22 protein-coding genes and 1 pseudogene are annotated in these 20,780 nt (G+C 69.3%); 9 read left to right on the top strand and 14 right to left on the bottom strand.

Annotated features, from left to right (window positions below):
- The 5 genes from AB0I15_RS05825 to AB0I15_RS05845 all read right to left on the bottom strand — a co-directional run.
- Positions 1-129 (bottom strand): hypothetical protein (locus tag AB0I15_RS05825; RefSeq protein WP_358091565.1); only part of this gene is annotated, 129 nt, incomplete at its 3' end.
- A gap of 217 nt (positions 130-346) precedes the next feature.
- Positions 347-853: a hypothetical protein gene (locus AB0I15_RS05830; protein ID WP_358090763.1), complete on the bottom strand. Its 507-nt coding sequence runs from the start codon at positions 851-853 to the stop codon at positions 347-349.
- A 117-nt stretch (positions 854-970) separates the two neighbouring features.
- Positions 971-1,105, bottom strand: a complete 135-nt coding sequence (locus AB0I15_RS05835; RefSeq protein WP_358090765.1) for a hypothetical protein — start codon at positions 1,103-1,105, stop codon at positions 971-973.
- A 372-nt stretch (positions 1,106-1,477) separates the two neighbouring features.
- On the bottom strand, positions 1,478-2,077 hold the full coding sequence (locus AB0I15_RS05840; RefSeq protein ID WP_358090767.1) for a TetR/AcrR family transcriptional regulator: 600 nt from the start codon (positions 2,075-2,077) through the stop codon (positions 1,478-1,480).
- Positions 2,047-2,514 (bottom strand): hypothetical protein, encoded by a 468-nt coding sequence (locus AB0I15_RS05845; protein WP_358091567.1) that lies wholly within the window; start codon positions 2,512-2,514, stop codon positions 2,047-2,049. The genes AB0I15_RS05840 and AB0I15_RS05845 overlap by 31 nt, the downstream gene beginning before the upstream one ends.
- Between AB0I15_RS05845 and AB0I15_RS05850 the strand changes: the two genes are divergently transcribed.
- Complete coding sequence (locus AB0I15_RS05850; protein ID WP_358091592.1) at positions 2,503-2,772, top strand: hypothetical protein; 270 nt, start codon at positions 2,503-2,505, stop codon at positions 2,770-2,772. The genes AB0I15_RS05845 and AB0I15_RS05850 overlap by 12 nt on opposite strands.
- A gap of 168 nt (positions 2,773-2,940) precedes the next feature.
- On the opposite strand, the pseudogene AB0I15_RS05855 reads toward AB0I15_RS05850, so the two are convergent.
- Positions 2,941-3,585: pseudogene (locus AB0I15_RS05855) on the bottom strand (FAD-dependent monooxygenase); the annotation flags it as partial.
- A gap of 108 nt (positions 3,586-3,693) precedes the next feature.
- Here AB0I15_RS05855 and AB0I15_RS05860 point away from each other — a divergent pair.
- Positions 3,694-4,017 carry a hypothetical protein gene (locus AB0I15_RS05860; RefSeq protein WP_358090770.1) on the top strand — a complete coding sequence of 108 codons (324 nt, stop codon included), beginning with the start codon at positions 3,694-3,696 and terminating at the stop codon, positions 4,015-4,017.
- A gap of 137 nt (positions 4,018-4,154) precedes the next feature.
- On the opposite strand, the gene ppk2 is transcribed toward AB0I15_RS05860, so the two are convergent.
- From ppk2 to AB0I15_RS05880, 4 genes are all read right to left on the bottom strand, one after another.
- A complete protein-coding gene (gene ppk2 / locus AB0I15_RS05865) occupies positions 4,155-5,063 on the bottom strand; it encodes a polyphosphate kinase 2 (protein WP_358090773.1) in 909 nt (302 codons plus the stop codon).
- A gap of 402 nt (positions 5,064-5,465) precedes the next feature.
- The gene (locus AB0I15_RS05870; protein WP_358090776.1) at positions 5,466-5,849 is read right to left on the bottom strand and encodes an STAS domain-containing protein; all 384 of its coding nucleotides are present in this window, start codon (positions 5,847-5,849) and stop codon (positions 5,466-5,468) included.
- Positions 5,850-5,985: 136 nt separating this feature from the next.
- On the bottom strand, positions 5,986-6,396 hold the full coding sequence (locus AB0I15_RS05875) for a hypothetical protein (RefSeq protein WP_358090779.1): 411 nt from the start codon (positions 6,394-6,396) through the stop codon (positions 5,986-5,988).
- A 730-nt stretch (positions 6,397-7,126) separates the two neighbouring features.
- Positions 7,127-7,528: a hypothetical protein gene (locus AB0I15_RS05880; protein ID WP_358090782.1), complete on the bottom strand. Its 402-nt coding sequence runs from the start codon at positions 7,526-7,528 to the stop codon at positions 7,127-7,129.
- Between the two features lie 489 nt (positions 7,529-8,017).
- On the opposite strand from AB0I15_RS05880, the gene AB0I15_RS05885 reads away from it, so the two are divergent.
- Positions 8,018-10,810 carry an AAA family ATPase gene (locus AB0I15_RS05885; protein ID WP_358090783.1) on the top strand — a complete coding sequence of 931 codons (2,793 nt, stop codon included), beginning with the start codon at positions 8,018-8,020 and terminating at the stop codon, positions 10,808-10,810.
- A 184-nt stretch (positions 10,811-10,994) separates the two neighbouring features.
- A complete protein-coding gene (locus tag AB0I15_RS05890; protein WP_358090785.1) occupies positions 10,995-11,615 on the top strand; it encodes a hypothetical protein in 621 nt (206 codons plus the stop codon).
- A 60-nt stretch (positions 11,616-11,675) separates the two neighbouring features.
- Here the strand turns inward: AB0I15_RS05890 and AB0I15_RS05895 are convergent, their stop codons facing one another.
- Positions 11,676-12,611 (bottom strand): helix-turn-helix domain-containing protein, encoded by a 936-nt coding sequence (locus AB0I15_RS05895; protein ID WP_358090787.1) that lies wholly within the window; start codon positions 12,609-12,611, stop codon positions 11,676-11,678.
- 185 nt (positions 12,612-12,796) lie between these two features.
- Between AB0I15_RS05895 and AB0I15_RS05900 the strand changes: the two genes are divergently transcribed.
- The 3 genes from AB0I15_RS05900 to AB0I15_RS05910 all read left to right on the top strand — a co-directional run bounded on the left by AB0I15_RS05900 (position 12,797) and on the right by AB0I15_RS05910 (position 15,462).
- Entirely contained in the window at positions 12,797-13,486 is a 690-nt protein-coding gene (locus AB0I15_RS05900) for a DJ-1/PfpI family protein (protein WP_358090789.1), read from the top strand.
- A gap of 30 nt (positions 13,487-13,516) precedes the next feature.
- Entirely contained in the window at positions 13,517-13,831 is a 315-nt protein-coding gene (locus AB0I15_RS05905) for a hypothetical protein (RefSeq protein WP_358090791.1), read from the top strand.
- 404 nt (positions 13,832-14,235) lie between these two features.
- Positions 14,236-15,462 (top strand): FAD-dependent monooxygenase, encoded by a 1,227-nt coding sequence (locus AB0I15_RS05910; protein ID WP_358090794.1) that lies wholly within the window; start codon positions 14,236-14,238, stop codon positions 15,460-15,462.
- Positions 15,463-15,616: 154 nt separating this feature from the next.
- On the opposite strand, the gene AB0I15_RS05915 is transcribed toward AB0I15_RS05910, so the two are convergent.
- The 3 genes from AB0I15_RS05915 to AB0I15_RS05925 all read right to left on the bottom strand — a co-directional run bounded on the left by AB0I15_RS05915 (position 15,617) and on the right by AB0I15_RS05925 (position 17,815).
- Entirely contained in the window at positions 15,617-16,390 is a 774-nt protein-coding gene (locus AB0I15_RS05915; RefSeq protein ID WP_358090796.1) for a MerR family transcriptional regulator, read from the bottom strand.
- 30 nt (positions 16,391-16,420) lie between these two features.
- Positions 16,421-17,245, bottom strand: coding sequence for a CPBP family intramembrane glutamic endopeptidase (locus AB0I15_RS05920; RefSeq protein ID WP_358090799.1), 825 nt, complete (start codon positions 17,243-17,245; stop codon positions 16,421-16,423).
- 276 nt (positions 17,246-17,521) lie between these two features.
- Complete coding sequence (locus tag AB0I15_RS05925; protein WP_358090802.1) at positions 17,522-17,815, bottom strand: hypothetical protein; 294 nt, start codon at positions 17,813-17,815, stop codon at positions 17,522-17,524.
- A gap of 226 nt (positions 17,816-18,041) precedes the next feature.
- Here AB0I15_RS05925 and AB0I15_RS05930 point away from each other — a divergent pair, with 226 nt between their 5' ends.
- Both AB0I15_RS05930 and AB0I15_RS05935 read left to right on the top strand, forming a co-directional pair.
- The gene (locus AB0I15_RS05930; protein WP_358090805.1) at positions 18,042-18,236 is read left to right on the top strand and encodes a hypothetical protein; all 195 of its coding nucleotides are present in this window, start codon (positions 18,042-18,044) and stop codon (positions 18,234-18,236) included.
- 44 nt (positions 18,237-18,280) lie between these two features.
- Positions 18,281-20,722, top strand: a complete 2,442-nt coding sequence (locus AB0I15_RS05935) for a PEP/pyruvate-binding domain-containing protein (RefSeq protein ID WP_358090808.1) — start codon at positions 18,281-18,283, stop codon at positions 20,720-20,722.
- The last annotated feature ends 58 nt before the right edge of the window (positions 20,723-20,780 follow it).

A 20,780-nucleotide genomic window follows, 5' to 3' on the forward strand; every position in this document is an offset into this window, starting at 1 on the left:
AGCGGCGGCGGTGGCGCGCGCGCCACCCGTGCCCAGCAGCGGCAGCGCCGCACCTGCGCCGGCGACCAGCCCCGCGCGCCGCAGGAACTGCCGCCGATTCTGTCCCGAGGAAGTCTCTTCTTCGTGCATGGCCGGCTCCTGAGGATCGTGGCGATTTCAGCGGCCATCTGCACGGCAATGATCTTCCCCGGCGGTCGGGGCGCAGGAAATCCCGGGCAGAGGCCCGCGTCAGGAAATCAGCTCTGCGGTTTCCTCCGCGTTACCGTCGGCCTTTGGCCGCATCGTGGAGACGGTCCATGCCACAGCGGTCTTGAGCAGGCTTGTCACCAGTACGCTGCCCGAACCGTCACGACAGGTGGAACTCCTCGCCGTCGACGGGACGGACGACGACCGCGACCGTCTCACCCGGATACCAGGTGGAGCAGCAGACACATACGCTCAGCTTGAGGCCATCGGCTGCCAGAGCGCTGCTCGCCTCGGCTACCTCGTGCGGTCCCACCTCGTGGTAGGGCTCCATGGTGAACGCGACCAACCGTCCCCGGGCGTACCAGCCGCGCATGTGGTCGGCCATGTTGCCGGCCAGGCCATAGCACAACGCCGGATCGTCACCCCAGCGGCTGCGGTGAAGCCCGCCGAGCGGATCCTTGACGTAGCACGCGCAAAACGCACCGCCTTTGACCGTGATGCCGTACGTCGCGTACAGAAGCTCAAGCCGCTGCCGGGACATGACGGCAGCGGCCACCACCCGGCAGTCTTCGGCACCGAGTTGGTCGAGGTGCTCAGCGACGCGACGCAGCCCCGACTTGCTCGGGGCGCCCAGGCCGAAGCGGCTGTCGAAGGCTTGAGGGGACACGGGCGTCACGGTAGTGGCTCGCATGCGCCCACGTCAGGCGATGGCCTGGTTGTCCCCATGTGTTCCAGGAGCGCGGCCGGGGCCGGCCCTGTTCGGCCCCGGCCGCGCTCGTGCGGGTCAGCCACGAGCGGCGAAGACCGCCGCCGCGTCGCCCGTGACGAAAACGCTTCCTGCATCAGGAGGTTTCATGAAGACACCGGCGAGACCGGCGATTGCGGCGGCGGCCGCGTCGATATTCGCCTTGCAGGCCATGGGGCGCCCATCCCGCTCGTTGGGCGTTCTACGTCTGAGTGCCGACAGGGGAGGTGGAGGCGGACTTCGCGGCACTGGCCGGAATGGCGGTCAACGTCATGGTGGCCGCCGTCGCGGCGATGAGAATGGCCAGGGTTTGTGCGGGATTGCGTACCACAACGGGTCCTCTCGTGAATGCTTTCCGGAGGCCGGCAGGAAAGGCGCCGGTTATCCTCCGCGCCGAGAACGTGACCCGGCGCGTGAATGGGCGCTCAGACGGTCGGCCGTTGGCGCATCGAAGACCCTATGGTGATCCCCGCCGCCAGATAATCGCCACACGGACGCTACAGGGCGCAAGCGAAGAAGATCGACCGCCGTTCCTGACCCAAGAGATCAAGGCTGGTATCCGATGTGGCGCAGCAGAGTCCGCAGCCGACTCTCGACCTGTGCCGCGGTCACGTCTTCCGCGTGCTGGAGAAGGACGGATCCGATCGAGCTTGCCAGGATGTCCTGGATGACGCTGGGATCGGTGTCCGGTGGGAGACGACCGGCGTCGATGGCCTGCTGCGCGATGTGCGCCAGGGCGTCCAGCCGTGGCTGCAGGTAGCGCTCGGTGTAGGCGGTCACCAGCTTCGGGTGGTCGACCGAGGCGCCGATGACGCGGGCCATCAGCGCGCGGAAGCGGGGGCGGCTGAGCAGCTCGGCGATGGACGAGACGAGTTCGTCGATCGACTGCGCGCCTGGGGCGGTGTCCATATCCGGGGCGCGGGCGTGCTCCAACGCGGCCATGAGGAGGTCGTCTTTGGCTCGCCAGCGCCGGTAGACGGTCAGTTTCGCCACGCCGGCGCGTTGGGCGACCGCTTCGATGCTGGTGCCCGCCGCGCCGCGTTCGATCAGCAGGTCCAATGCCGCGTCCAGGATGGCGGCGTCGTTTTCCGGATCGCGTGGGCGGCCGTGGCGTTCTATGCGGGCCACAGCACCTGGTTCAGCCATGCCGTCAGTTTGTCGGGTGCCGGACGGTCACGCCAACCGATGTGCCCGTCGGGGCGGATCAGCACCACATCGTGCGAGTGCGGCTCTACCGGTGTGAGTGCGAGGACCAGGTCGGCGCCCAGTTGCGCCGCGGCGGCCTCGGCGTGGCGGGCGGCGCCCCGCTGATCGCCGGCGAGCACCACCCAGCGTCCGGAGATCGCGGCGTGCAGCGTGGTCCGGCCGCCGTCGAGACGCCGGCAGTCGAGGTCGGGCATCCGGTCGCCGGGACGCGGGCCGCGCATCCACCGGTGCGGGGCGGGGGCCAGTGGTCCGCCCCGGTAGCTGATGCCGAGTTGGGAGGCGGCCAGCCAGAGTCGGCGTTGCACCGCGGGCAGGCGTACGAGCGGCAGGACGACCTTGTCGCGCAGCAGGCGTTTCCACTCCTCGTGCGGCAGCATGATGTCCACGGCGGTGCTGGTGGCGCGCAGGACCTTGCGGGCCAGCGGCCGTCGTTCGCCCTCGTAGGTGTCGAGCAGCCGCTGGTCGCCCAGCGGACCTCGCCGACCGTGTCGAGGCCGACGCCGCTGCGGCGGGAGAACTCGCTCAGCACCCGCTCGCTGATCTCGCTTTCGGACAGCCGGTCCGGCAGGTCCGGCGGTGGCTCGGTGAACACCCGCCAGGTGTCGTCGGGCAGCGCGGTGACCGACAGCATGTGACCGGCGTCCATCCAGGTCGTGCTGCCGTTCTTGTCCAGCGGCCACTGGGCCCGTACGTCGACCATGAGCAGGCGTTCGAGGAGCTTGCGGCCGGGAAAGCCGATTGCGGCGAGTTTTGCGTACGGTGCTGTGCGCGCCGTCGCAGCCGATCAGCCAGTGGGTCTCGATGTGGTGTTCGGCGCCGTCGGCCGTCTGGACGGTGGCGGCGACGCTCGTCTCGTCCTGTCGGGCCTCCACCAGCCCGGTGCCCCACTCCACGTGGCCGCCCAGTTCGGCCAGTCGTTGCCGCATCGTCCCCTCGACGTCGGCCTGCGAGATCAGCAGCGCCTGTTTCGGCTGGTCGGCGACGGCTTGGCCGATGTGGAGCCGCAGTACGGTGCGAGATCCCTCGTTGTAGGACATGTTGAGCGAGGACTGGGAACGTTGCGGCAGGTCGCCGAGCGCGCCGACGCGTTCCAGGACCTCGACGCCGCGTGGTTGCAGGCCGAGGGCTCGGGAGGTGGTGGCGGGGCCGGGAGCGGCGTCGATGACGCGGACGGGGATGTCGTGTAATGCCAGGTGAATGGCCAGGGCAGCCCGGTGGGGCCGGCGCCCGCGATGAGTACGGCGTCGTACGTTTCTTGCCCCGACACCGCCGGTCCCGTCCGGCCGCACGCCCTCGTACGGGTGCTCGGAGATCCTCACCAGCGGGTCGGTCGCCGGTGCGGCGGTGACGGGTGCTGTGGCCTGAGTATTTGCCCGTGGCTCCTTACGGCAATGGCTCAGGACGACAATGCCCGGCGAATGCCCGGCGGATGTCCTGGCTGTGTTCATTCTGGCGAGGCAGCATCGAACGGCATGGGCACCAAGAATCGCCGCAGGTGTTCCCAGTGCGAAACCACAGGATGAACCAGTGGTCCGCGCAAGATCGAGAGGAGAGAAATGATCCGCAAGGCGCTCATCACAATGTTCTTCATGACGTTACTGGCCCTTTTTGCCGGCACGCTCCCCGCCAGGGCCGGCGTCGGCGAGTCGTCCTTCGCCGGTTCTTCCCCGACAACGACGAGCACGTCGCAGAATGCTTTGCTCGCCAGTTGCTCCACGACGCCGCCGCCGTGGTGGTACAACTACAGCACGGCGTTCACCGGCACCAACAACTGCAACAAGTGCATCGAGATGGGAAAAGTCTGGAACGCTAGCGGCTACCAGTCATATTGCTGGGAAGTCTCCGACTACCGGGTCGAGCTCTGGCTCTACCATCCATAGAAACTCACCTGACCCGGCATTGCGGCAGCGCCCGGCCGTTGTGGAACTCCAGCAGCCGGCGCGCCTGCCTGGGATTCGCTTTCTGGCCGGCGGCGGCCGCGTCGTCGGGGGAGTGCGTCAACGTAGGTGGCTTGCTGTCAGTGGGAAGCTTCCGAGGCGGCCTCGGCTTCTGCCGGCCGCGCGGGCCGGGGGCGGGGGTAGGGATCGCGGTCTTCGTCCAGGACGTCGGCGGCCGTGCGGATGATGAGCGGATCGGGTACGCCGACCACCTCGTGGTCCTTGTTGTCGTAGTCGAATCGGGTCAGGACGTGCCGGATCGCCTCGATGCGGGCGCGTTTCTTGTCGTTGCTCTTGATGACCGTCCAGGGCGCGTGGTCGGTGTCGGTGTGCTGGAACATGTCCTCTTTGGCGTCGGTGTACTCGTCCCACTTCTGGCGGGAGGCCAGGTCCATCGGGGACAGCTTCCAGCGCCGTACCGGGTCGATGGTGCGGATGATGAAGCGGGTGAGCTGCTCGCTGCGCGACACCGAGAACCAGAACTTGATCAGGTGGATGCCGTCCTCGACCAGCATCTGCTCGAGCATCGGCGCCTGCCGCAGGAACTGCAGATACTCCGGTGCGGTGCAGAACCCCATCACCCGCTCGACGCCGGTCCGGTTGTACCAGGAACGGTCGAAGAAGACCATCTCGCCGGTTGCGGGAAGATGGGAGATGTAGCGCTGGAAGTACCACTGGGCGCTCTCTCGCTCACCGGGCTTGTCCAGGGCCACGACCGCCGAGCCGCGAGGGTTGAGATGTTCGCGGAAGCGTTTGATCGTCCCACCCTTGCCCGCCGCGTCGCGCCCTTCGAAGAGGATCACCAACCGAGCTCCGGTTTCCTTGATCCAATATTGCAGCTTCACCAGCTCGATCTGGAGCTGTCGCTTGGTCTGTTCGTATTCCTGCCGGTCCATCTTGGTCGCGTACGGATAGTGCTCACGCCAGGTGTCGATGGGGTGACCATGACGGTCCACCAGAACCGGGTCGTCATCGTCGTCGTCGATCACTCGGAGGTTGGGAAGATCGTTGAGGAGCTCGCTGGAGGCCACCGTGCTCTCCCCGCGCCGGTCAGTGGCCAGGAGGCGGTTTCCGAGGGTGACGCCTGTGTCGTTGCTCGCGTTGTCCACGCCGCGCGCCTACCCTGAGCCCTCCACCCGACACGCGGGAGACAAGGTCTTCCCGCACCGGTCATTACTTGCTGTGCATGGAAGACGTCGTACGGTTGCGGTCGTGGCGGCGGACATCGCGTGGGTCGGCGTGGCAGTCTTCGGCGGATGCGTCCTGGCAGGGGGCTTTCGATGCTTCTGCTCGCTCCCGGAACGCCACTCGGCCGGGGACAGTCGATCATGCTGGTGATCGCGTATGGTCTGCTGTTGCTCGTATCCATATGAGCACCAGACCGCGAGGGGTCAGTTCCGCGCGTGCTCGCCGGAGTCGTCCAAGCGGGTGAACGCCTCGGTCACGGTGGGTGCCAGGTCCAGGCCGGCTGCTGAGATGTTGAGCAGATGGTGCCCGCCCGTGACGACGAACCGGCCGCCCGCGTTGCGGGCCTGGCGGGTGGCGGAGCGCAAGATGTCGAGTCCGGCGTCGTCCATCATGGTCAGCGCGCTGACGTCCGCGACCGCCACAAGTGGGACCAGAGTGGCGAGTGTGCTGGTGACGTACGTGCGCACGATGTCGACGGGCGTGCCGACGAGGGCGCCTTCCAACTGGATCAGCAGGACGTGGCCGCGGGTGCGGATCCTGATGGAGAAGTCGTTCTCGATCGGATCGACGGGCTGGACATCGGGCATTGAGGCCGGCTTTCGGGCAGGTGCCAGGGTCGTGCCGACCAGACTTCCCGGCTCACCTGTGGCGACCCTACCGCTTGCGCGCCTTGAAGGGGTGCGAAGCCGTAACGGTCAGTGAGTCGGGAGTCGCTCCTGGCGGTCAGGCGCTTGGTTCCCTGGCCTCACGACCATGCACGATCAGGGCGTACAGGACCAGCACGTCCACCGCGATGACGGCCAGGGACCACCATGGGTTGACCCCGATCCAGGTGAGCTGGGTCATCGCGTTCAGCATGACCAGTACTGCGGCGACCACGCGCGCCCACGGCTGGCCGACGCTCACGGCGAGTCCGGTCAGGAAGAGCACCACTCCGAAGATCAGGTGCAGCCATCCCCAGGTCGACACGTCGAAGAACAGGAGCCTCAGCGGAGTGCGAACGTAGACGTCGCTGTTCATGACCGCGTACAGGCCGCCGATGATGTTGAAGACGCCTGCTATGACCATGAGCATCCCGGCGAACCAGATCCAGCCGACCCAGCCGGTGACGTGTGATGTGTGACGGTAGGTCATCGAAGAACCCTCCCCCTGAGCTGCCTCTCGTCGGGGCTTCGGTCCCCATCCGGCCTCGATCGAGACGTGGTTCTCTTGTGTTGCTATCTACCCCCAACAGGGTGCGCAAAAGCGATATATAGCATCATAATATTCGTAACTTGGACATAACTCCATGATGGGCCGGGCGCCCAGCCGATGTCGACGACGCCGAGCGCGTCTTGATCGCGAAAATCGACACCCGCGGTGGGCATTAGCGATCACCCACCAGCGCTCGCCGGCGAACGCCCGTACCCGTTGTGCCCAGCCCAACGGGGACGACCACGCGTACACCTCGATCTTCGCGGCATCGCCCAGCGCCCGCAGGAGAAAGGCCAGGCCGAGCGCCGTGGCGGCGATGGCGTTGGCGGTTCGCGCGTGCGTCGTGAGCTGGGCGGTCAGAGCCGCGACGCCGGTGAAGGCCCACGGGCACAGGCCGGTCACCATCCCCAAGCGCACCGGTTCCTCATCGAAACTCGCCGACGCCGTAGAAACGAGGAAGGCCCTGATTCCTGGAGGGATCAGGGCCTTCCTTTGTGTGAACAACCAACGACTGTGCTGATCAGGCTAGCCGATCGGCCTGGCGTGGGGTCGGCTCCGGGCCAACGGGGCGTCTCGTCCCGCGTGGATCTCGAACACGGCTAGGTGTCCGCCGCCGTTCTCGCCGACCACAGCGTTGCGCCCCCACTCGTATCCCGGAACGTGAGGACTTCTATGAAATCGGACTGTAAGTGCAAGGAAGTCCTCTGCGCGTATACGAGCCGTCAGAGTTCTTCTGGTAGGCCTCGACGCAGAAGGCGCTTCCATTGGAGTAATTGCGGCCGATATTCCTGTAGTGGATGAGGGTGTGGGAGTTGTCGCGGTCGGAAGTATTGTATGCGAAGTCGGGGCCGAAGATGCGGAAGTGGCCGTAGAAGCTGAGTACTTGCCACATGTTGGTATAGGCCTGAATTTGGTCCACCCGGCCACCGCTTCCTGTGATCTTGACACAGGCCCAGCCGTTGCAGCCACTGTTCTCGGCGGCGTAGGCCGGTGCGGCGAGCCCCAGTCCGGCCACAAGCACCGACAGACATATTGCGAGACTCGCCAGGATCCTACTCGATCGATTCTTCATCGCCATCTCCATTTCTTGCCCTAAGCGCCATTGATGTCGGTCAGGATGAGTTCGAGCAGGCGCCTCCAATCATCAGGACCATGTCTTGACGGACTGGCAGCCCAAAGTCTGCCCATGGAAACCCGCCCGACATGGCCCTTCGTCGATTCGTAGGTGTAAGTATCGATCGCGGCTGGATGCCGAACCAGGACATTGACCGGACATTAACGAACCCTGTCAATGTCCGGTCAGGCCGAGATCGGCCGATCTCTGCGTGCCTGGGACTGGCGGTCGGCTCGCGTCCAGCGGCCGCCGATCTCGTGAGCGGCGCTCGGTAGGCGTTGATCGAGCCGGCTATCGCGGCGTTCTCAGGTCTTCAAGGTCGCGACGGCACGCCTCTGCGCTGGAGGCGGAAGCCGTCCGCTGCTTGACGGGGGTGGTGCGTGGGATAGACATGGATCGTGCTCGGGGCGATCTTCCTGGGCGGGGCAGCGTCGTGGGAGGCAGCAGGTGTTCCAGACCCGGCGTCCACTGGTCGGCAGAACGGCCGAGCTGGCCCACCTGTCCGGCCTCCTGGAGGCACGCAGGCAGTGGATCTTCGTGTTGCTGACCGGCGAGCCGGGTATCGGCAAGACCCGGATGCTGGGCGCGTTCGCCGACCTCGCGCGCGAACGGGACATCATGGCCATCACCGGACGGGCCACCGAGTTCGAGCGCAGCGCCCCGTACGGGATCGTGCAGGACGCGCTCGCCGACGCCCAGCAGCATCCCGACCTCGTCGGACACCTCGATGGGTTGCGCGCGCTGCTGTCGCAGGAGACCGGAACGGGTGACCTGGCCGGATGGGACCGTCACCGTCGCTTCCGCGAGATGCGTCAGGGCGTGGAGCGGATGGGCGGGTCGAGCACGCTGCTGGTCCTGATGGACGACGTGCAGTGGGCCGACGACGCCTCGGTGGAGGTGATCGACTACCACATCAGGCACCCGCCGAACACGAGCGCCGTGGTCGTGCTCGCCTGCCGTAGCGGCGAGCTGCCGCGAGGGCTGGCCCGTTCGCTGAGCTCGGCGAACGTTGTCGATCTGCCGCTCGGCCCGCTGTCGGCCACCGAGGCCGACAGCATGCTCGCCGGGCGGCTGTCCCATCCGGCAAGGCGGCGGCTGTACGAGCGCAGCGGCGGCAACCCGCTGTTTCTGGAGATCCTGGCCACGCTGCCGGACGTCCCGACCGGCGACCTGGCGCGGATCACCGGGGCGGGCGCCATCGACCGGTTGATCGTTGCCGAACTCGCCGGGCTGGGGCCGGCCCAGCAACTGGTGGCCCAGGCGGCGGCCGTGGCCGGTGAGGACGTGGACGTGGCGTTCGCGGGGGCCGTGTCCGGGCTGGATCCCGGGGCCGTCGAGTCTGCGCTGGATGAGCTGGTGCGCCGCAGGGTGCTCGGCACGGCGGGGCGGGCGCTGGTGTTCAGGCACCCGCTGGTCCGCGCGGCCGCGTACCAGCTTGGTGGGCCCGCTTGGCGGAGGGCGGCGCATCGCCGGGCGGCGGAGCACCTGTTCGCGCGGGGCGCCTCGGACGTCGGCTGCGCGGTGCACATGGAGCACGCGATAGGCGTGGGCGACGCGGCCGGGGCCGCGCTGCTCGTCTCGGCGGCGCGAGCAGTGTCGGCCAACGCGCCCGCGACGGCGGCGCGATGGTTCCGTGCCGCACTGGAGGCGTCGCCCGCTGATGCGACGCCGGAGCTACGGATGTCGCTCGCGGTGGCGCTCGGCGTGTCGGGGCGGCTGGAGGAGGCTCGCGCGCTGCTGCACGAGCTCGTACGGGAAGGGTGCGGTAACAGAGATCAGGCGGTGGAGCTGCTGTCCGGCATGCAACGCCTGCTGGGACGGCTGGAAGAGGCCAGGGCACTGCTGAGCGGCGAGCTGGTCCGGGCGGCCGACTCCGCGGACAGGCCTCCGCTCCTGGTGGAGCTGGCAGCGATCGACCTCTTGCAGGGCCGGTGGGACTCGGCGGCCGCCAACGCCTCGCAGGCCCTGAACCAGGCAGGCCAGGCAGGCCAGGCAGACCAAGGGGTGCGGGCGGGCGCGCGGAGATCTGGCCGGCTGGGGGTATCGGCCTCGGCCGTCACGCTGCTCGCGGTCGCCGAGTTGTACCGCTGCCGCTTCCCGGACGGATATCGCCTGCTCGCCCGCGCCAAGACGCTCGTGGACACCCTGACCGACCGCGAGCTGTGCGACGACCTCGGTGTCGTGGCACCTTTGGCGTGGGGAGAGTTCATCGCCGACCACCACGGCGACGCGCTGCGGCACCTGGCCCGCGGGTTGCAGGTCGCCCGTGACCATGGCCGCAGTTATGCCGTCCCGCTGCTGCACGCGGCGCGGGCCATGGTCCGATCCGCGCTGGGCGAGATCGAGGCGGCGCTGGCCGATGCCGAGGAGGCGGAAGAGATCGCCCGCCATCTCGGCAGTGCCGAGTTGCTCGCGTTCGCGCACGTGGTCAAGGTGCGGCCGCTGCTGTGGCACGCAGGCCCCGAGGCCGCCCTGCCGCTGGTGGAGGAGGTGCTGCACGGGCCGGGAATGCGCTCGGCGTGGTGGCGGGGCATCGCCGACGACGTGGTGTCGGAGGTGCTGATGGCGGCCGGTCGTACGCAGGACTGCCGACGGTTCCTGGCCGCCCGCGTCGGCGGCGATCCGTCGGGGCTCGGGCCGGGCGCGGCGAGCGTCTTCGCCCGGCGCGCGCGGGCGGAGGCGGCCTGCGGCGACGTGGTGGCGGCCGGGCAGTGGTACGAGCGGGCCGCCGCCGTCGTGGCCCCGGGGGCGCCGCCCACCCAGTCGGCCGCCGTCGAGGTGGCCCGGGCGGTGCTGGCGATGGCCGCGAACCGTCCGCACGAGGCGGAAACGGCGGCTGGTGCGGCCGTGGCGTTCCTGACCACGGCCAGGCTGCCCGTCGGTGAAGGTTTCGCCCGGATGCTGCTGGCGCAGGTGAGCGCCGCCGCGAACGACGCCGGCACGGCGCAGGAGCAGATCGGCCAGGCCAAGGCCCTGTTCACGCGGGTCGGCGCGCCGTGGCTGGCGGCGCAGGCCGGGCACGCGCAACTCGGCGTCGCGGCCCAGGGAGCGGGCGGCCGGCTGTCGGAGCGCGAACGCGAGATCGTCGATCTGGTCGGCGAGGGCCTGACCAACCGGCAGATCGGCGAACGGCTGTACCTGAGTCCGCGCACGGTCGAGACGCACCTGGCCCGGGTCTTCCGCAAGCTCGGCGTCAACACCCGCGCGGCCCTGGTCCGCCGGTCGGCCGGCCTGGCGTGAGTTCACCCGGACATCGTGGACCGGCGCGCCAGCCCGCGGGATCCGTCGAACGACGTACCCCCTTACGGGAGCGTCCGTGACATGACGGACCTTCCCGATTACGGGTCGGAGCCCCTTCGCCGATGAATGACCACGTGGTGAGAATGCGGACGGATCAACCGATCACCACGAACGAAAGGCATCCATGGGCATCCCCAGAAGACTGCTCACCGGGCTCCTCACAGCCCTCGTCGCCTTGACCGGCCTCGTCGTCGCATCACCGCCGGCCGGCGCCGACGTACTGGTCGCCGAGGCGTCGCTGCACTCGTGGCACGCCAACAACCAGAACAAGACCATCGACACCATGGTCAAGGTCTACGCCAGCGGCAACGTCTACGGGACCTCGACGGTCGAGTCGGGCGTCTATCTCACCGGTGTCCGCCTGTGCGCCAAGGCGCTGCTCCTCAACGTCGATGGCGTGGTCATCGGCGAGGCCGGCGGCGACTGCTGGGGCGTCAACGGCACCGCCTTCGGCTACTCCAAGCGCACGGAGAACTGGACCGGACAGGTCTCCCCGGCCATCGCCCAGCAGACGTACGCGGTGTCGATCGTGCACTGGAACAACGGCATCAACTGGAGCCAGGTTCTCGGCTTCGCCACCTTCATCTGGAACGTGTACAAGACGCTCAAGAGCGACGGCTCCGACGCCTCGGCCAACACCATCGTCCTGCCCGCGTACCAGCCCATCGAGTTCAGCGGCAACAACGGCGGCGGGGGCGGCGGGGGCGGCGGCAGCCCGCACAACCCCAAGCCGAACGATCCCTGACCGGACCATGACCCCTGGGTGGCGCGACGGCACGCTCGCGCCACCCCTCGGGTCGAGGAGTCAGCTGAAGGAGCGGCGGTAGGCGTGCGGGGTGACGCCGGTGATGCGTTTGAAGCGGTCGCGGAAGGCCGTGGGCGAGCCGAAGCCGACCTGGGCGGCGATGCGCTCGACGGAGTGGTCCGTGGTCTCCAGGAGGTGCTGGGATCGGCGGACGCGTGCCCGGTGCAGCCATTGGAGCGGGGTGCTGCCGGTCTGCTCGCGGAAGCGGCGGATCAGGGTGCGGGTGCTGGTTCCGGAACGGGCGGCGATGTCGGCGAGGGTGAGGCCGCGGGCGAGGTTGTCCTGCAGCCAGGTGAGCAGGGGTTCGAGGGCGGAGCCGTGAGGGGCGGGCGGGTGGTCGGGGACGATGAACTGGGCCTGTCCGCCTTCGCGTTCGAGTGGCATGACGGACAGGCGGGCGGCGTCGGCGGCGACGGCTGAGCCGTAGTCGCGGCGGATCAGGTGCAGGCACAGGTCCAGGCCCGCGGCGGCGCCGGCCGAGGTGAGGATCTGCCCGTTGTCGACGTACAGGACGTCCGCGTCTACGTCGATGTCCGGGTACGTGGCGGCCAGGAGATCGGCGGCGGCCCAGTGGGTGGTGGCCCGCAGGCCGTCCAGGAGGCCGGTTTCGGCCAGCGGGAAGGTGCCCGAGCAGATGGAGGCGATGCGGGTGCCGTTCCGGGCGGCGGCGCGCAGCGCGTCGCGGACGGCCGGCGTGAGCGGGACCGGTGCGGCGGTGCCGGGCACGATGATCGTGTCCGCGCCCGTGAGTCCGTCGAGGCCCCAGGGGGCGCGCAGGGTGAAGGCGCCGGCGTCGATCTCCGGTCGTTCGGCGCACACACGGATCCGGTAGCCGGGGTGCCCGCCGGGGAGCCGGGTGCGGGTGAAGACCTCGATCGGCGTGGACAGGTCGAAGGGGATGACCTGATCCAGCGCGAGAACGGCGACGGTGTGCATGGCCAGAAGGTACCGCCTCGCCGGACGGCGGACCTGCTCTCGATCCACCATCACCGCCGGTCAGCGGCCACTTTCCGGCGTTGGCACTATCCCGTTGGAGGGTGTCGGTTTTGCCACTGGGAGGGCGGGTGGCGGCCCCGTTACGGTCGAGCGGACCGGACTTCCGACACGCGAAGGACTCCTTCATGCACGCCCAGATCGTCTTGTTCGACGGCTTCGATCCGCTCGATGCCGTCGCCCCCTTCGAGGTACTGTCCGCCGGCGGCACCGCGTCCCCTGGGGCGGTGACCGTGGAACTGGTCTCCGCCGAGGGGCCACGCGACGTGGTCAGCGGCACCGGCGGACTGGCGCTGCGGGCCACGGCCGCGCTCGACCCCGGGCGTGCCGGGCTGGTCCTGGTGCCCGGCGCGGCGGGGCGTATCGGGGACCCCGGCGACCTGCCTGATCACGACGCCGGGGACGGACCGGCTCAGCCGGACGATTCCATCCCCGTGCTGCTGGGCCGTACGCTGACGACCGAGTTGCCCGTGTTGCTGAAGGCCGCGATGGACAATCCCGAGGTGACGGTCAGCGCCGTGTGCGGCGGCTCGCTCGTCCTGGCCATGGCCGGCCTGCTGGAGGGACGCCATGCCACCACCCACCACCTGGGCCTGGACATGCTCGACGCCACCGGCGTCCACGCGGTGCGCGCCCGCGTCGTCGACGACGGTGACCTCGTCACCGGCGCCGGCGTCACGTCCGGGCTCGATCTGGGCCTGTACCTGCTGGAGCGCGAGGTGGGCCCGCGGATCGCGCACGCCGTCGAAGAGCTGTTCGCCTATGAGCGCCGCGGCACCGTCTGGCGGAACGCGGGCCCCGAGCCCGTCCGATTCTGACCCCTCCTCACCGTTAGGAAGTACAGCAGCATGTCCGTCGAAGGCACCTGGGACCTGTCCATGTCCACCCCGATCGGCAGGATCAAGGCCGTGGCCGAGTTCCGGCGCGAGGATGGCGCCCTCATCGGGACCGCCCGCGGGACCGGGGAAGAAGTAGCACTCAACGACGTCGTGCTCGACGGCAACCGGCTCACGTGGAAGCAGGCCATCACCAAGCCCATGCGGCTGAACCTGGACTTCGTCGTCACGATCGACGGCGACACCCTGGCGGGAACCTCCAGGGCGGGACGCCTTCCCGCGTCGAAGGTCACCGGCGAGCGCCGTCACGAGCCGAAAACACCCTGAGGTGACGCCCCGGCCGGCGAACAGCCGCAGGCCGACCAGGGACGGGTACGGCGGCCGCGCCGGACCGGCATGACATCGAGGGGCCGGGCCCGGGGAGCTCAGCGCCATGCTGATGACGTGGACGAAAGTGCCGGCCATGTCCGGCTCCCAGCGCCGCCCCACGTTCGCCGCCGACCACGCCGCGGCGTCCCAGCCCTCGGTCGACACACCTTGTCCGGTCAGCGATGAGACGAACTGCACCACAACAAGATCAGCGCCAGAGCCGGTTCTTGGCAGATGTCAGTGCGGGTGACACTCCGTCGGTACGGGTGCGGCGCTGAGCCGCGAGGACGCGCTGACAACGGTCGGCGAAGCTGTCAGCGGATGAGCAGTGAGCTGTCAGCGGGGTTTCTGAGAGTAGGGCCATGACGAACAAGCACCTTTCGGTCCTCATCTCCGGCGCCGGCATCGCAGGGCCCGCCCTCGCCTACTGGCTGGCCCGCTCCGGTGCCACGGTCACCGTGGTGGAGAAGGCCCCGGTCCTGCGCGCCGGTGGCCAGGCCATCGACTTCAAGGGCGAGACCCACCTGGAGCTTCTGCGCCGCATGGGCATCCTGGAGGAGGTCGAGCGTCGCCAGACCGGGGGCATCGACCAGACGGTCATCGACTCGTCCGGCAAGCGGATCGCGGTCATGCCGGGCTGGTTCACCGGCGGCACTCTGGAGATCGGCCGCGGCGACCTGGCGGAGATCCTCTACGCGCGCACTCGTGACACGTGCCGGTACGTCTTCGGCGGCTCGATCACCTCGCTGACCGAGACCGCCTCGGGCGTCCAGGTGACGTTCGAAGCGGATGCCCCGCGGACCTTCGACGTGGTCGTCGGCGCGGACGGCATCCACTCCAAGGTGCGCCGCCTGGCCATCGGCCCGGAGTCGGACTACGTCAGGCACATGGGTCACTACTACGCGCTGGTGGACATGGAGCGTGTCGTGGACGAGCCGGTGATGTACAACGAGCCGGGCAGGCTCGTGTCCATCGGCGGTCCCAAGTCACCCGCCTTCTTCTGCTTCGCCTCGCCTGAGCTGACCTACGACCGCTACTCGGCGGCGGAGCAGAAGCAGATCCTGATCGACGCCTACCGCGGTATGGGCTGGCGGACATCGGAGATCCTGGCCGAGTTGGCCCGGGCGAAGGACGTCTATGTCGACGCCATCGCTCAGGTCGCCCTCGAGCGGTTCTCGAAGGGCCGGATCGTGCTGCTCGGCGACGCCGCCGCGGCCAACACCCTCGGCGGTGTCGGCAGCGGCCTGGCCCTGGTCGCCGCCTATGTGCTGGCGGGCGAGCTGAGCCGGGCCGACTACGGTACGGCGTTCGAGCGCTACGAGGAGACCATCCGCCCGTTCATCAAGGCCGCCGCCGGCAACAACGCCGGCCCCTTCCTGGCACCGCGCACCCGCATGGGCATCTGGCTGCGTAACCAGCTGTTCAAGCGGCGCTTCCTGCTCGGCTCGATGGCCAAGATGGGGGACAAGATGGCCGGCGGCCACTTCGAACTGCCTGACTACACCTTCTTGAGCCGGCCGGCGTCCACCACGAAGGCGGCTCCCACCGTCCCCCTCGAGCGCGGCGACGCCAACAGCGCGACCACTTGAGCTCGGCCAAGCGGCCGGTGGCGAGCTTCATCATCTCCGGAGCGACGCCGTTCTGTCGGTTCCCGAAGTCGCGCGCACGAATGCTCGAAGCGGTGCGCCCACGACCTCAAGCTCGACCCCGTTGTTCAGGAGCAGGTGACCGAGCGGTAGTCCATTACTCATTCACGGCCGGGCCCACGTACGGAGCAGGATGACCAGCAGGGCGCAGTGCGAGACGCTCGTGGAGCAGGTGCGCTCGGCGGAGCACGTCGACCTGCGCGGGGTTGTAGAGCGCCCTGAGGGCGTGACCGACGGCGCGCCGGGCCGCCTCGGCCTGGCCTGGCGTGGTGGCCCGCGGCTCCAGCGTCACGCCGTGCTCGGTGGCGCCCGGGACGATGAAGGGCGCGAGCTGCTCGGCGAGGGCCTGCCGGGTGGCATCGTCGGCGTCTTCGGGCAGGTCGCGGAACGCCTCGTCGAGATCGTCGTTCGGGTGTGCCTCGAGCGTACGGCGCAGCACCTCCATCGACTCGTCCGAGAAGAGCTGGGCGTAGATCGTCAGCAGGGCGCGGTCGTTGTCGCGCAGGTCCTGGACGAGGCCGCTGAAGCTGGTCGGCACCTCCGGTGACGCACCCGGCTGCGCCAGGACGGCCAGCTCCCGCCGGATGCTCTCCAGCCGCCGGACCGTCGCCTCGAGCTCGGCGTCGACGCTCCGGAGGACCGAGGCCTGCCCTTCGCCCCTCGTGCCCATCTCGGCCACCTGCGCGAGCGGCACACCGAGCCCGGTCAGGCGCTTGATCTGCAGGAGCCGCGTCAGGTGGTGCACCTCGTAGCGCTTGTAGCCGTTGGGCTCGCGTTCGGGCTCGTCGAGCAGCCCGACCTGGTGGTAGTAGCGCACCGTCTTCACCGTGGTGCCCGCCAGGTCGGCGATCTGGCGTGTGCTCCAGGTCATGGGTCCTCACCTCGTCGTCCGGTGCCGGTTCTAGGTCGTGATCCGTGTACGTCGCTCGCGCACCCAGACGAGGACGACCATGGCGATGTTGACGGCGGCGAGGATCAGGAGGGCCGCGTCACCGGTGTCGGTGGACCGGTCGATGGTGTACGCCTCGCCGTCCGCCATCAGCGTGTTGACGCTCGAGAACAGGACGTTGTTGGCGATGTGGAACGCGGCCGGCGCCTCGATGCCGCGGCTGATGATCGCCATCAGTCCCGTCGCAACGCCGATGAAAGTGTAGTAGCCGAACAGCCAGGGGTCGCTGGAGCCGTGAACGACCGCGAAGGCCAGGCTGGAGACCACCAGACCGACGGCGAGGGCCGGGCGAACCGCGCGCACCCAGGACGCGGCGGCGGGCAGCACCGCGCCGCGGAACATCAGCTCCTCGCCGACGGACTGAAGCGGGGTGCTCAGCACGGTGATCACCAGCATGAGGATCGTCGTCCCGGAGACACCGAACGCGACCCAGCCTGGGGACTCGGGGGCGACCAGCGCCACCACGCCGATGCCGGCGCCCACCAGCAGGGCCGCGCCGAGCAGGTACTGCGCCAGGCGTCGAACGTCGAACGCCCGTGGCGAGCTGATCAGGCCGCGCCACGGCACCTTGGCCAGCCGTGCCAGCAGCAGGATCGCCACCACGCCCGAGATGCCCACGCTCAGGTTGACGGCCAGGAGCTTCAGCGGGGTGAAGGTGGCGGACATCGGGTCGTCGCTGCCCTCGATGACGCCCACGACCTGGTACAGCAGGATCTGCAGGAGCACCATCACGACCGGCGGCACGACGAGGACGACCAGCGGCCTCCACCGGCTCATGCGGACGTGGGCACCGAACGGCCGGGAGCCGTCGACACCCGGCCCGCGACGTCCGGATGCCGGGTCGCCGGCCTGGTGCGTTGGGCTCGGGTGCGCTGCCGTGGCCGGGGTCTGGCCGGGTCCTGGCACGGACATCGGGCGGTCCTCCTGGGTCGAGACGGTTGTTGCACGCACCAGCGAACACCGTGCCCTGGGGGCACACTCAAGCGGTGTCCTGTCTCCCCGCCGTCTCTCCGTCATGTGGTGATCTCGCGGCATCCGTTCGCCGCGCCCGCCTCAGGGCAGCACGGCGATGGCGTCGACCTCGACGAGGTAGCCCGGCGCGGCCAGCGAGGTGACCCCGATCCAGGTGCTCGGCTGCTGGAGCTCGACGCCCAGCGTCGCCGCCGCCCGCTCGCGCCCGACGACGAACTGCTCGGCCTTGGCCTCGTCGAGGCCCACGAGGTTGCCCTCGGTGTCCCAGGACACCTGCCCGGCCAGGTACACGGTGCGCGAGCCCTGGGTGTCGGCGACCTGGTGGTGGACGTCGACCCGGTTGACCCGCTCGGGATGGATCAGCTGCACGGTCATGGTCTTGCTCTTCTCTGGACAGACATCGTAAACATAACACAGCAATGTTATGCTATCAGGCCCGAGAGGCCACGCAGTGACGATCACCGCACCCACACCGCGCTGACGAGACGAGCGGTAAGGGTGCACGGACGGCGCGCCGCCGCGCTTTGACGGCGTCTTGACGCCGTCGGCTCTTGTCGCGCGGTGGTCGGCCATCGGACGATTGACTGCGGATGAACAACCAATGCGACATGGCAATGGAATCGATGACCCCTCCTGGAACCGCCTGCTCGAACTGATCCGTTCGACGCAGGGCACCCTGCTGCCCAGCCTGGTCCGGATGCACGAGGACGACGATCTGTCCCTGCTCGACGGCACGATGTTGTGGCTCCTCGACCGCGGTGAGGACCTCGCACGGTGCGGGAGCTCGCCGCGCTGATCCGGCCATGGAGATCTACGCGAAGGCAGCAAGGAGAATCAGGGATGAACGTGATCGGTCTGGCCGAGACAGACGCCGGCATGATCGAGCTCGTCGGAGGGAAGGCCGCCGGGCTGGGCGAGATGATCAGAGCGGGGGAGCGGGTGCCGGACGGCTTCTGCCTCACGACCGAGGCCTTCCGCGCGGGCGGCATCCCCGATCGCGAGGTCGCCGACGCCTACGAACGCCTCGGAGCGGGGCCCGTCGCGGTCCGTTCCAGCGCCACCGCCGAGGACCTGCCCGAGGCGAGCTTCGCCGGCCAGCAGGACACCTTCCTGGGGGTCACCGGGATCGGCGAACTCCTGGAAGCCATCCGCAGGTGCTGGGACTCCCTCAACACCGAACGGGCGGCCGCCTACCGCGGCGCGCACCACATCGACGAGTCGGCGATCGCCATGGCGGTCGTCGTCCAGCGCATGGTCGAGCCGCAGGCGGCCGGGGTCCTGTTCACCGCCAACCCGATCACTGGCAGGCGGGGCGAGGGCGTCGTCGACGCCACCCCCGGGCTGGGGACCGCCGTCGTCGACGGCTCCACCGACACCGATCACTACGTGCTCGACGGGACCCGCCACGACCACGGCTGCCTCAGCCAGGCGCAGCTCGACGAGCTCGGCGCGGCAGGGCGGCGGCTGGAGGAGCATTTCGGCTCGCCGCAGGACATCGAGTTCGCCTTCCACCAGGACGGCTCACTGTGGCTGCTGCAGTCCAGGGCGATCACGACGCTGTTCCCGCTGCCGCCCGGGCGCGGCCTGCCGCAGCCGCGGGTCTACCTGGAGATCGGGCACATGCAGGGGCTGCTCCACCCGGCCACGCCGATGGGGATGTCGGCTCTGTTCCTGGTCACCGGGCAGTGGATGGAGTCCATGAAGGTCCGGGACGTCGAGGACAAGGTCCGGCAGATGATGGTGGACGTCGACGGCCACTTCTACGTCGATCTCACCCCGTTCGCGCGCAACAAGAAGATCCGGCAACGGCTGCCGGCCGGCATGGAGATCTACGGCCCACGGGTCAGCACGGCGGTCACCAAGGTGCTGGACGATCCCCGTTTCGCGCCCGTCCCCGGCCGGCCGTACCGGCTCGGCACGATGGTGAAGCTGACCGCGCGCCTGGGGCCTCCCGTCATCGCCGGGATCGCCGGCGCCCTGATCAGGCCGAACGCGGCCCGCACGCGGACCTTCGGCCTCATCGGGCTGGCCCGGCGGGCGGGCAGGCCGCCGGCGGGTGACCTCACCCCCGCCCAGCGGTTGCGGTTCGCCGAGGAGGTCCAGCGCCCACTGGTCGCAAACGTCCTCAACCAGGCCATGGGGCCGCTTTTTGCCGGCTTCATGGCCCGCCAGATCCCGGTCGGCCTGCTCAAGGGTGTGGCCACGCAGGAGGAGGTGGAGTCGACCACGCGCGGTCTGCCGTACAACGTCACGACCGACATGGATCTGGAGCTGTGGCAGGTCGCCGTCAACGCGCGCCCGCACCGCGACCTGTTCCTGGACACCCCGCCCGAGGACCTGGCCGAACGCTACCGGGCCGGCACGCTCCCCGACATCGGCCTGGCCGCCTTCCTGGACACCTTCGGCCACCGCGGCGCGGCCGAGATCGACGTCGGTGTCCCGCGCTGGTCGGAGGATCCAGGGCCGCTCTTCTCGACGATCGCGAACTACCTGCGGGTCACCGACCCCGAGCAGGCCCCCGACCGCCGGTTCGAGCGCGCCGGGCGCGAGGCCGAGGCGAAGATCGACGAGCTGGTACGGAGGGCGCGCCGCCGCCGCCCGATCCGCGCGGCCCTGGCCGGGTTCTTCATGCGCCGCGCACGGCAGCTCGCCGGGCTGCGGGAGCTGCCGAAGTTCGTGTGGCTGATCCCGCTCATGGAGATGCGCCGCCAGCTCCTCCTCATCGGCGCCGCACTCGTCGAGCGCGAACTGCTGGACGAGGTCGGCGACATCATGTTTCTGCACGTGTCCGAGGTCCACCGAGCGCTGGACGGCAGCGACCTGCGCGGCCTTGTCGCCGAGCGCAGGCGGACATACCGTCGCGAGATGCGCCGCAGGAACGTCCCTGGGCTGCTGCTGTCCGACGGAACCGACATGGAGGCGGCCCTGCCCGCTCCGCCGGCCGCCGAGGGGACGCTCACCGGCGTGGCCGGCGCCCCGGGGCAGGTCACCGGCCGGGCCCGCGTCGTGCTCGACCCGGCGAACGCCCGCATCGAGCCGGGAGACATCCTCGTCGCGCCGACGACCGATCCCGGCTGGACCCCGCTGTTCATGACCGCCGGTGGGCTGGTCACCGAGACCGGCTCCCCGATGGCCCACGGGCCGACGGTCGCCCGAGAGTACGGCATACCCGCCGTCATCTGCGTCCGCGGCGCGACCCGGGAGATCAAGACGGGTCAGCTGATCACCGTCGACGGCGCGGCCGGCACGGTCACGCTGGAGGAGGTGCCCGCCACGCCCTGACGGCGAGCTGTCCCGAGATCCAGGTGGGGGAGCGGGCCCGGCGTGGTCTCGGCCGGCG

It is taken from the genome of Nonomuraea sp. NPDC050643 (assembly GCF_040654715.1).
Classification (GTDB): domain Bacteria; phylum Actinomycetota; class Actinomycetes; order Streptosporangiales; family Streptosporangiaceae; genus Nonomuraea.

What these genes read in the sequence shown, in the direction of transcription:
- AB0I15_RS05835 (WP_358090765.1), bottom strand. Translation starts at nt 1,105, where the DNA reads ATGGCCTGCAAGGCGAATATCGACGCGGCCGCCGCCGCAATCGCCGGT.
- AB0I15_RS05840 (WP_358090767.1), bottom strand. Translation starts at nt 2,077, where the DNA reads ATGGCTGAACCAGGTGCTGTGGCCCGCATAGAACGCCACGGCCGCCCA.
- AB0I15_RS05845 (WP_358091567.1), bottom strand. Translation starts at nt 2,514, where the DNA reads ATGCTGCCGCACGAGGAGTGGAAACGCCTGCTGCGCGACAAGGTCGTC.
- AB0I15_RS05860 (WP_358090770.1), top strand. Translation starts at nt 3,694, where the DNA reads ATGATCCGCAAGGCGCTCATCACAATGTTCTTCATGACGTTACTGGCC.
- AB0I15_RS05870 (WP_358090776.1), bottom strand. Translation starts at nt 5,849, where the DNA reads ATGCCCGATGTCCAGCCCGTCGATCCGATCGAGAACGACTTCTCCATC.
- AB0I15_RS05875 (WP_358090779.1), bottom strand. Translation starts at nt 6,396, where the DNA reads ATGACCTACCGTCACACATCACACGTCACCGGCTGGGTCGGCTGGATC.
- AB0I15_RS05880 (WP_358090782.1), bottom strand. Translation starts at nt 7,528, where the DNA reads ATGAAGAATCGATCGAGTAGGATCCTGGCGAGTCTCGCAATATGTCTG.
- AB0I15_RS05890 (WP_358090785.1), top strand. Translation starts at nt 10,995, where the DNA reads ATGGGCATCCCCAGAAGACTGCTCACCGGGCTCCTCACAGCCCTCGTC.
- AB0I15_RS05895 (WP_358090787.1), bottom strand. Translation starts at nt 12,611, where the DNA reads ATGCACACCGTCGCCGTTCTCGCGCTGGATCAGGTCATCCCCTTCGAC.
- AB0I15_RS05900 (WP_358090789.1), top strand. Translation starts at nt 12,797, where the DNA reads ATGCACGCCCAGATCGTCTTGTTCGACGGCTTCGATCCGCTCGATGCC.
- AB0I15_RS05905 (WP_358090791.1), top strand. Translation starts at nt 13,517, where the DNA reads ATGTCCGTCGAAGGCACCTGGGACCTGTCCATGTCCACCCCGATCGGC.
- AB0I15_RS05910 (WP_358090794.1), top strand. Translation starts at nt 14,236, where the DNA reads ATGACGAACAAGCACCTTTCGGTCCTCATCTCCGGCGCCGGCATCGCA.
- AB0I15_RS05915 (WP_358090796.1), bottom strand. Translation starts at nt 16,390, where the DNA reads ATGACCTGGAGCACACGCCAGATCGCCGACCTGGCGGGCACCACGGTG.
- AB0I15_RS05920 (WP_358090799.1), bottom strand. Translation starts at nt 17,245, where the DNA reads ATGAGCCGGTGGAGGCCGCTGGTCGTCCTCGTCGTGCCGCCGGTCGTG.
- AB0I15_RS05925 (WP_358090802.1), bottom strand. Translation starts at nt 17,815, where the DNA reads ATGACCGTGCAGCTGATCCATCCCGAGCGGGTCAACCGGGTCGACGTC.
- AB0I15_RS05930 (WP_358090805.1), top strand. Translation starts at nt 18,042, where the DNA reads ATGCGACATGGCAATGGAATCGATGACCCCTCCTGGAACCGCCTGCTC.
- AB0I15_RS05935 (WP_358090808.1), top strand. Translation starts at nt 18,281, where the DNA reads ATGAACGTGATCGGTCTGGCCGAGACAGACGCCGGCATGATCGAGCTC.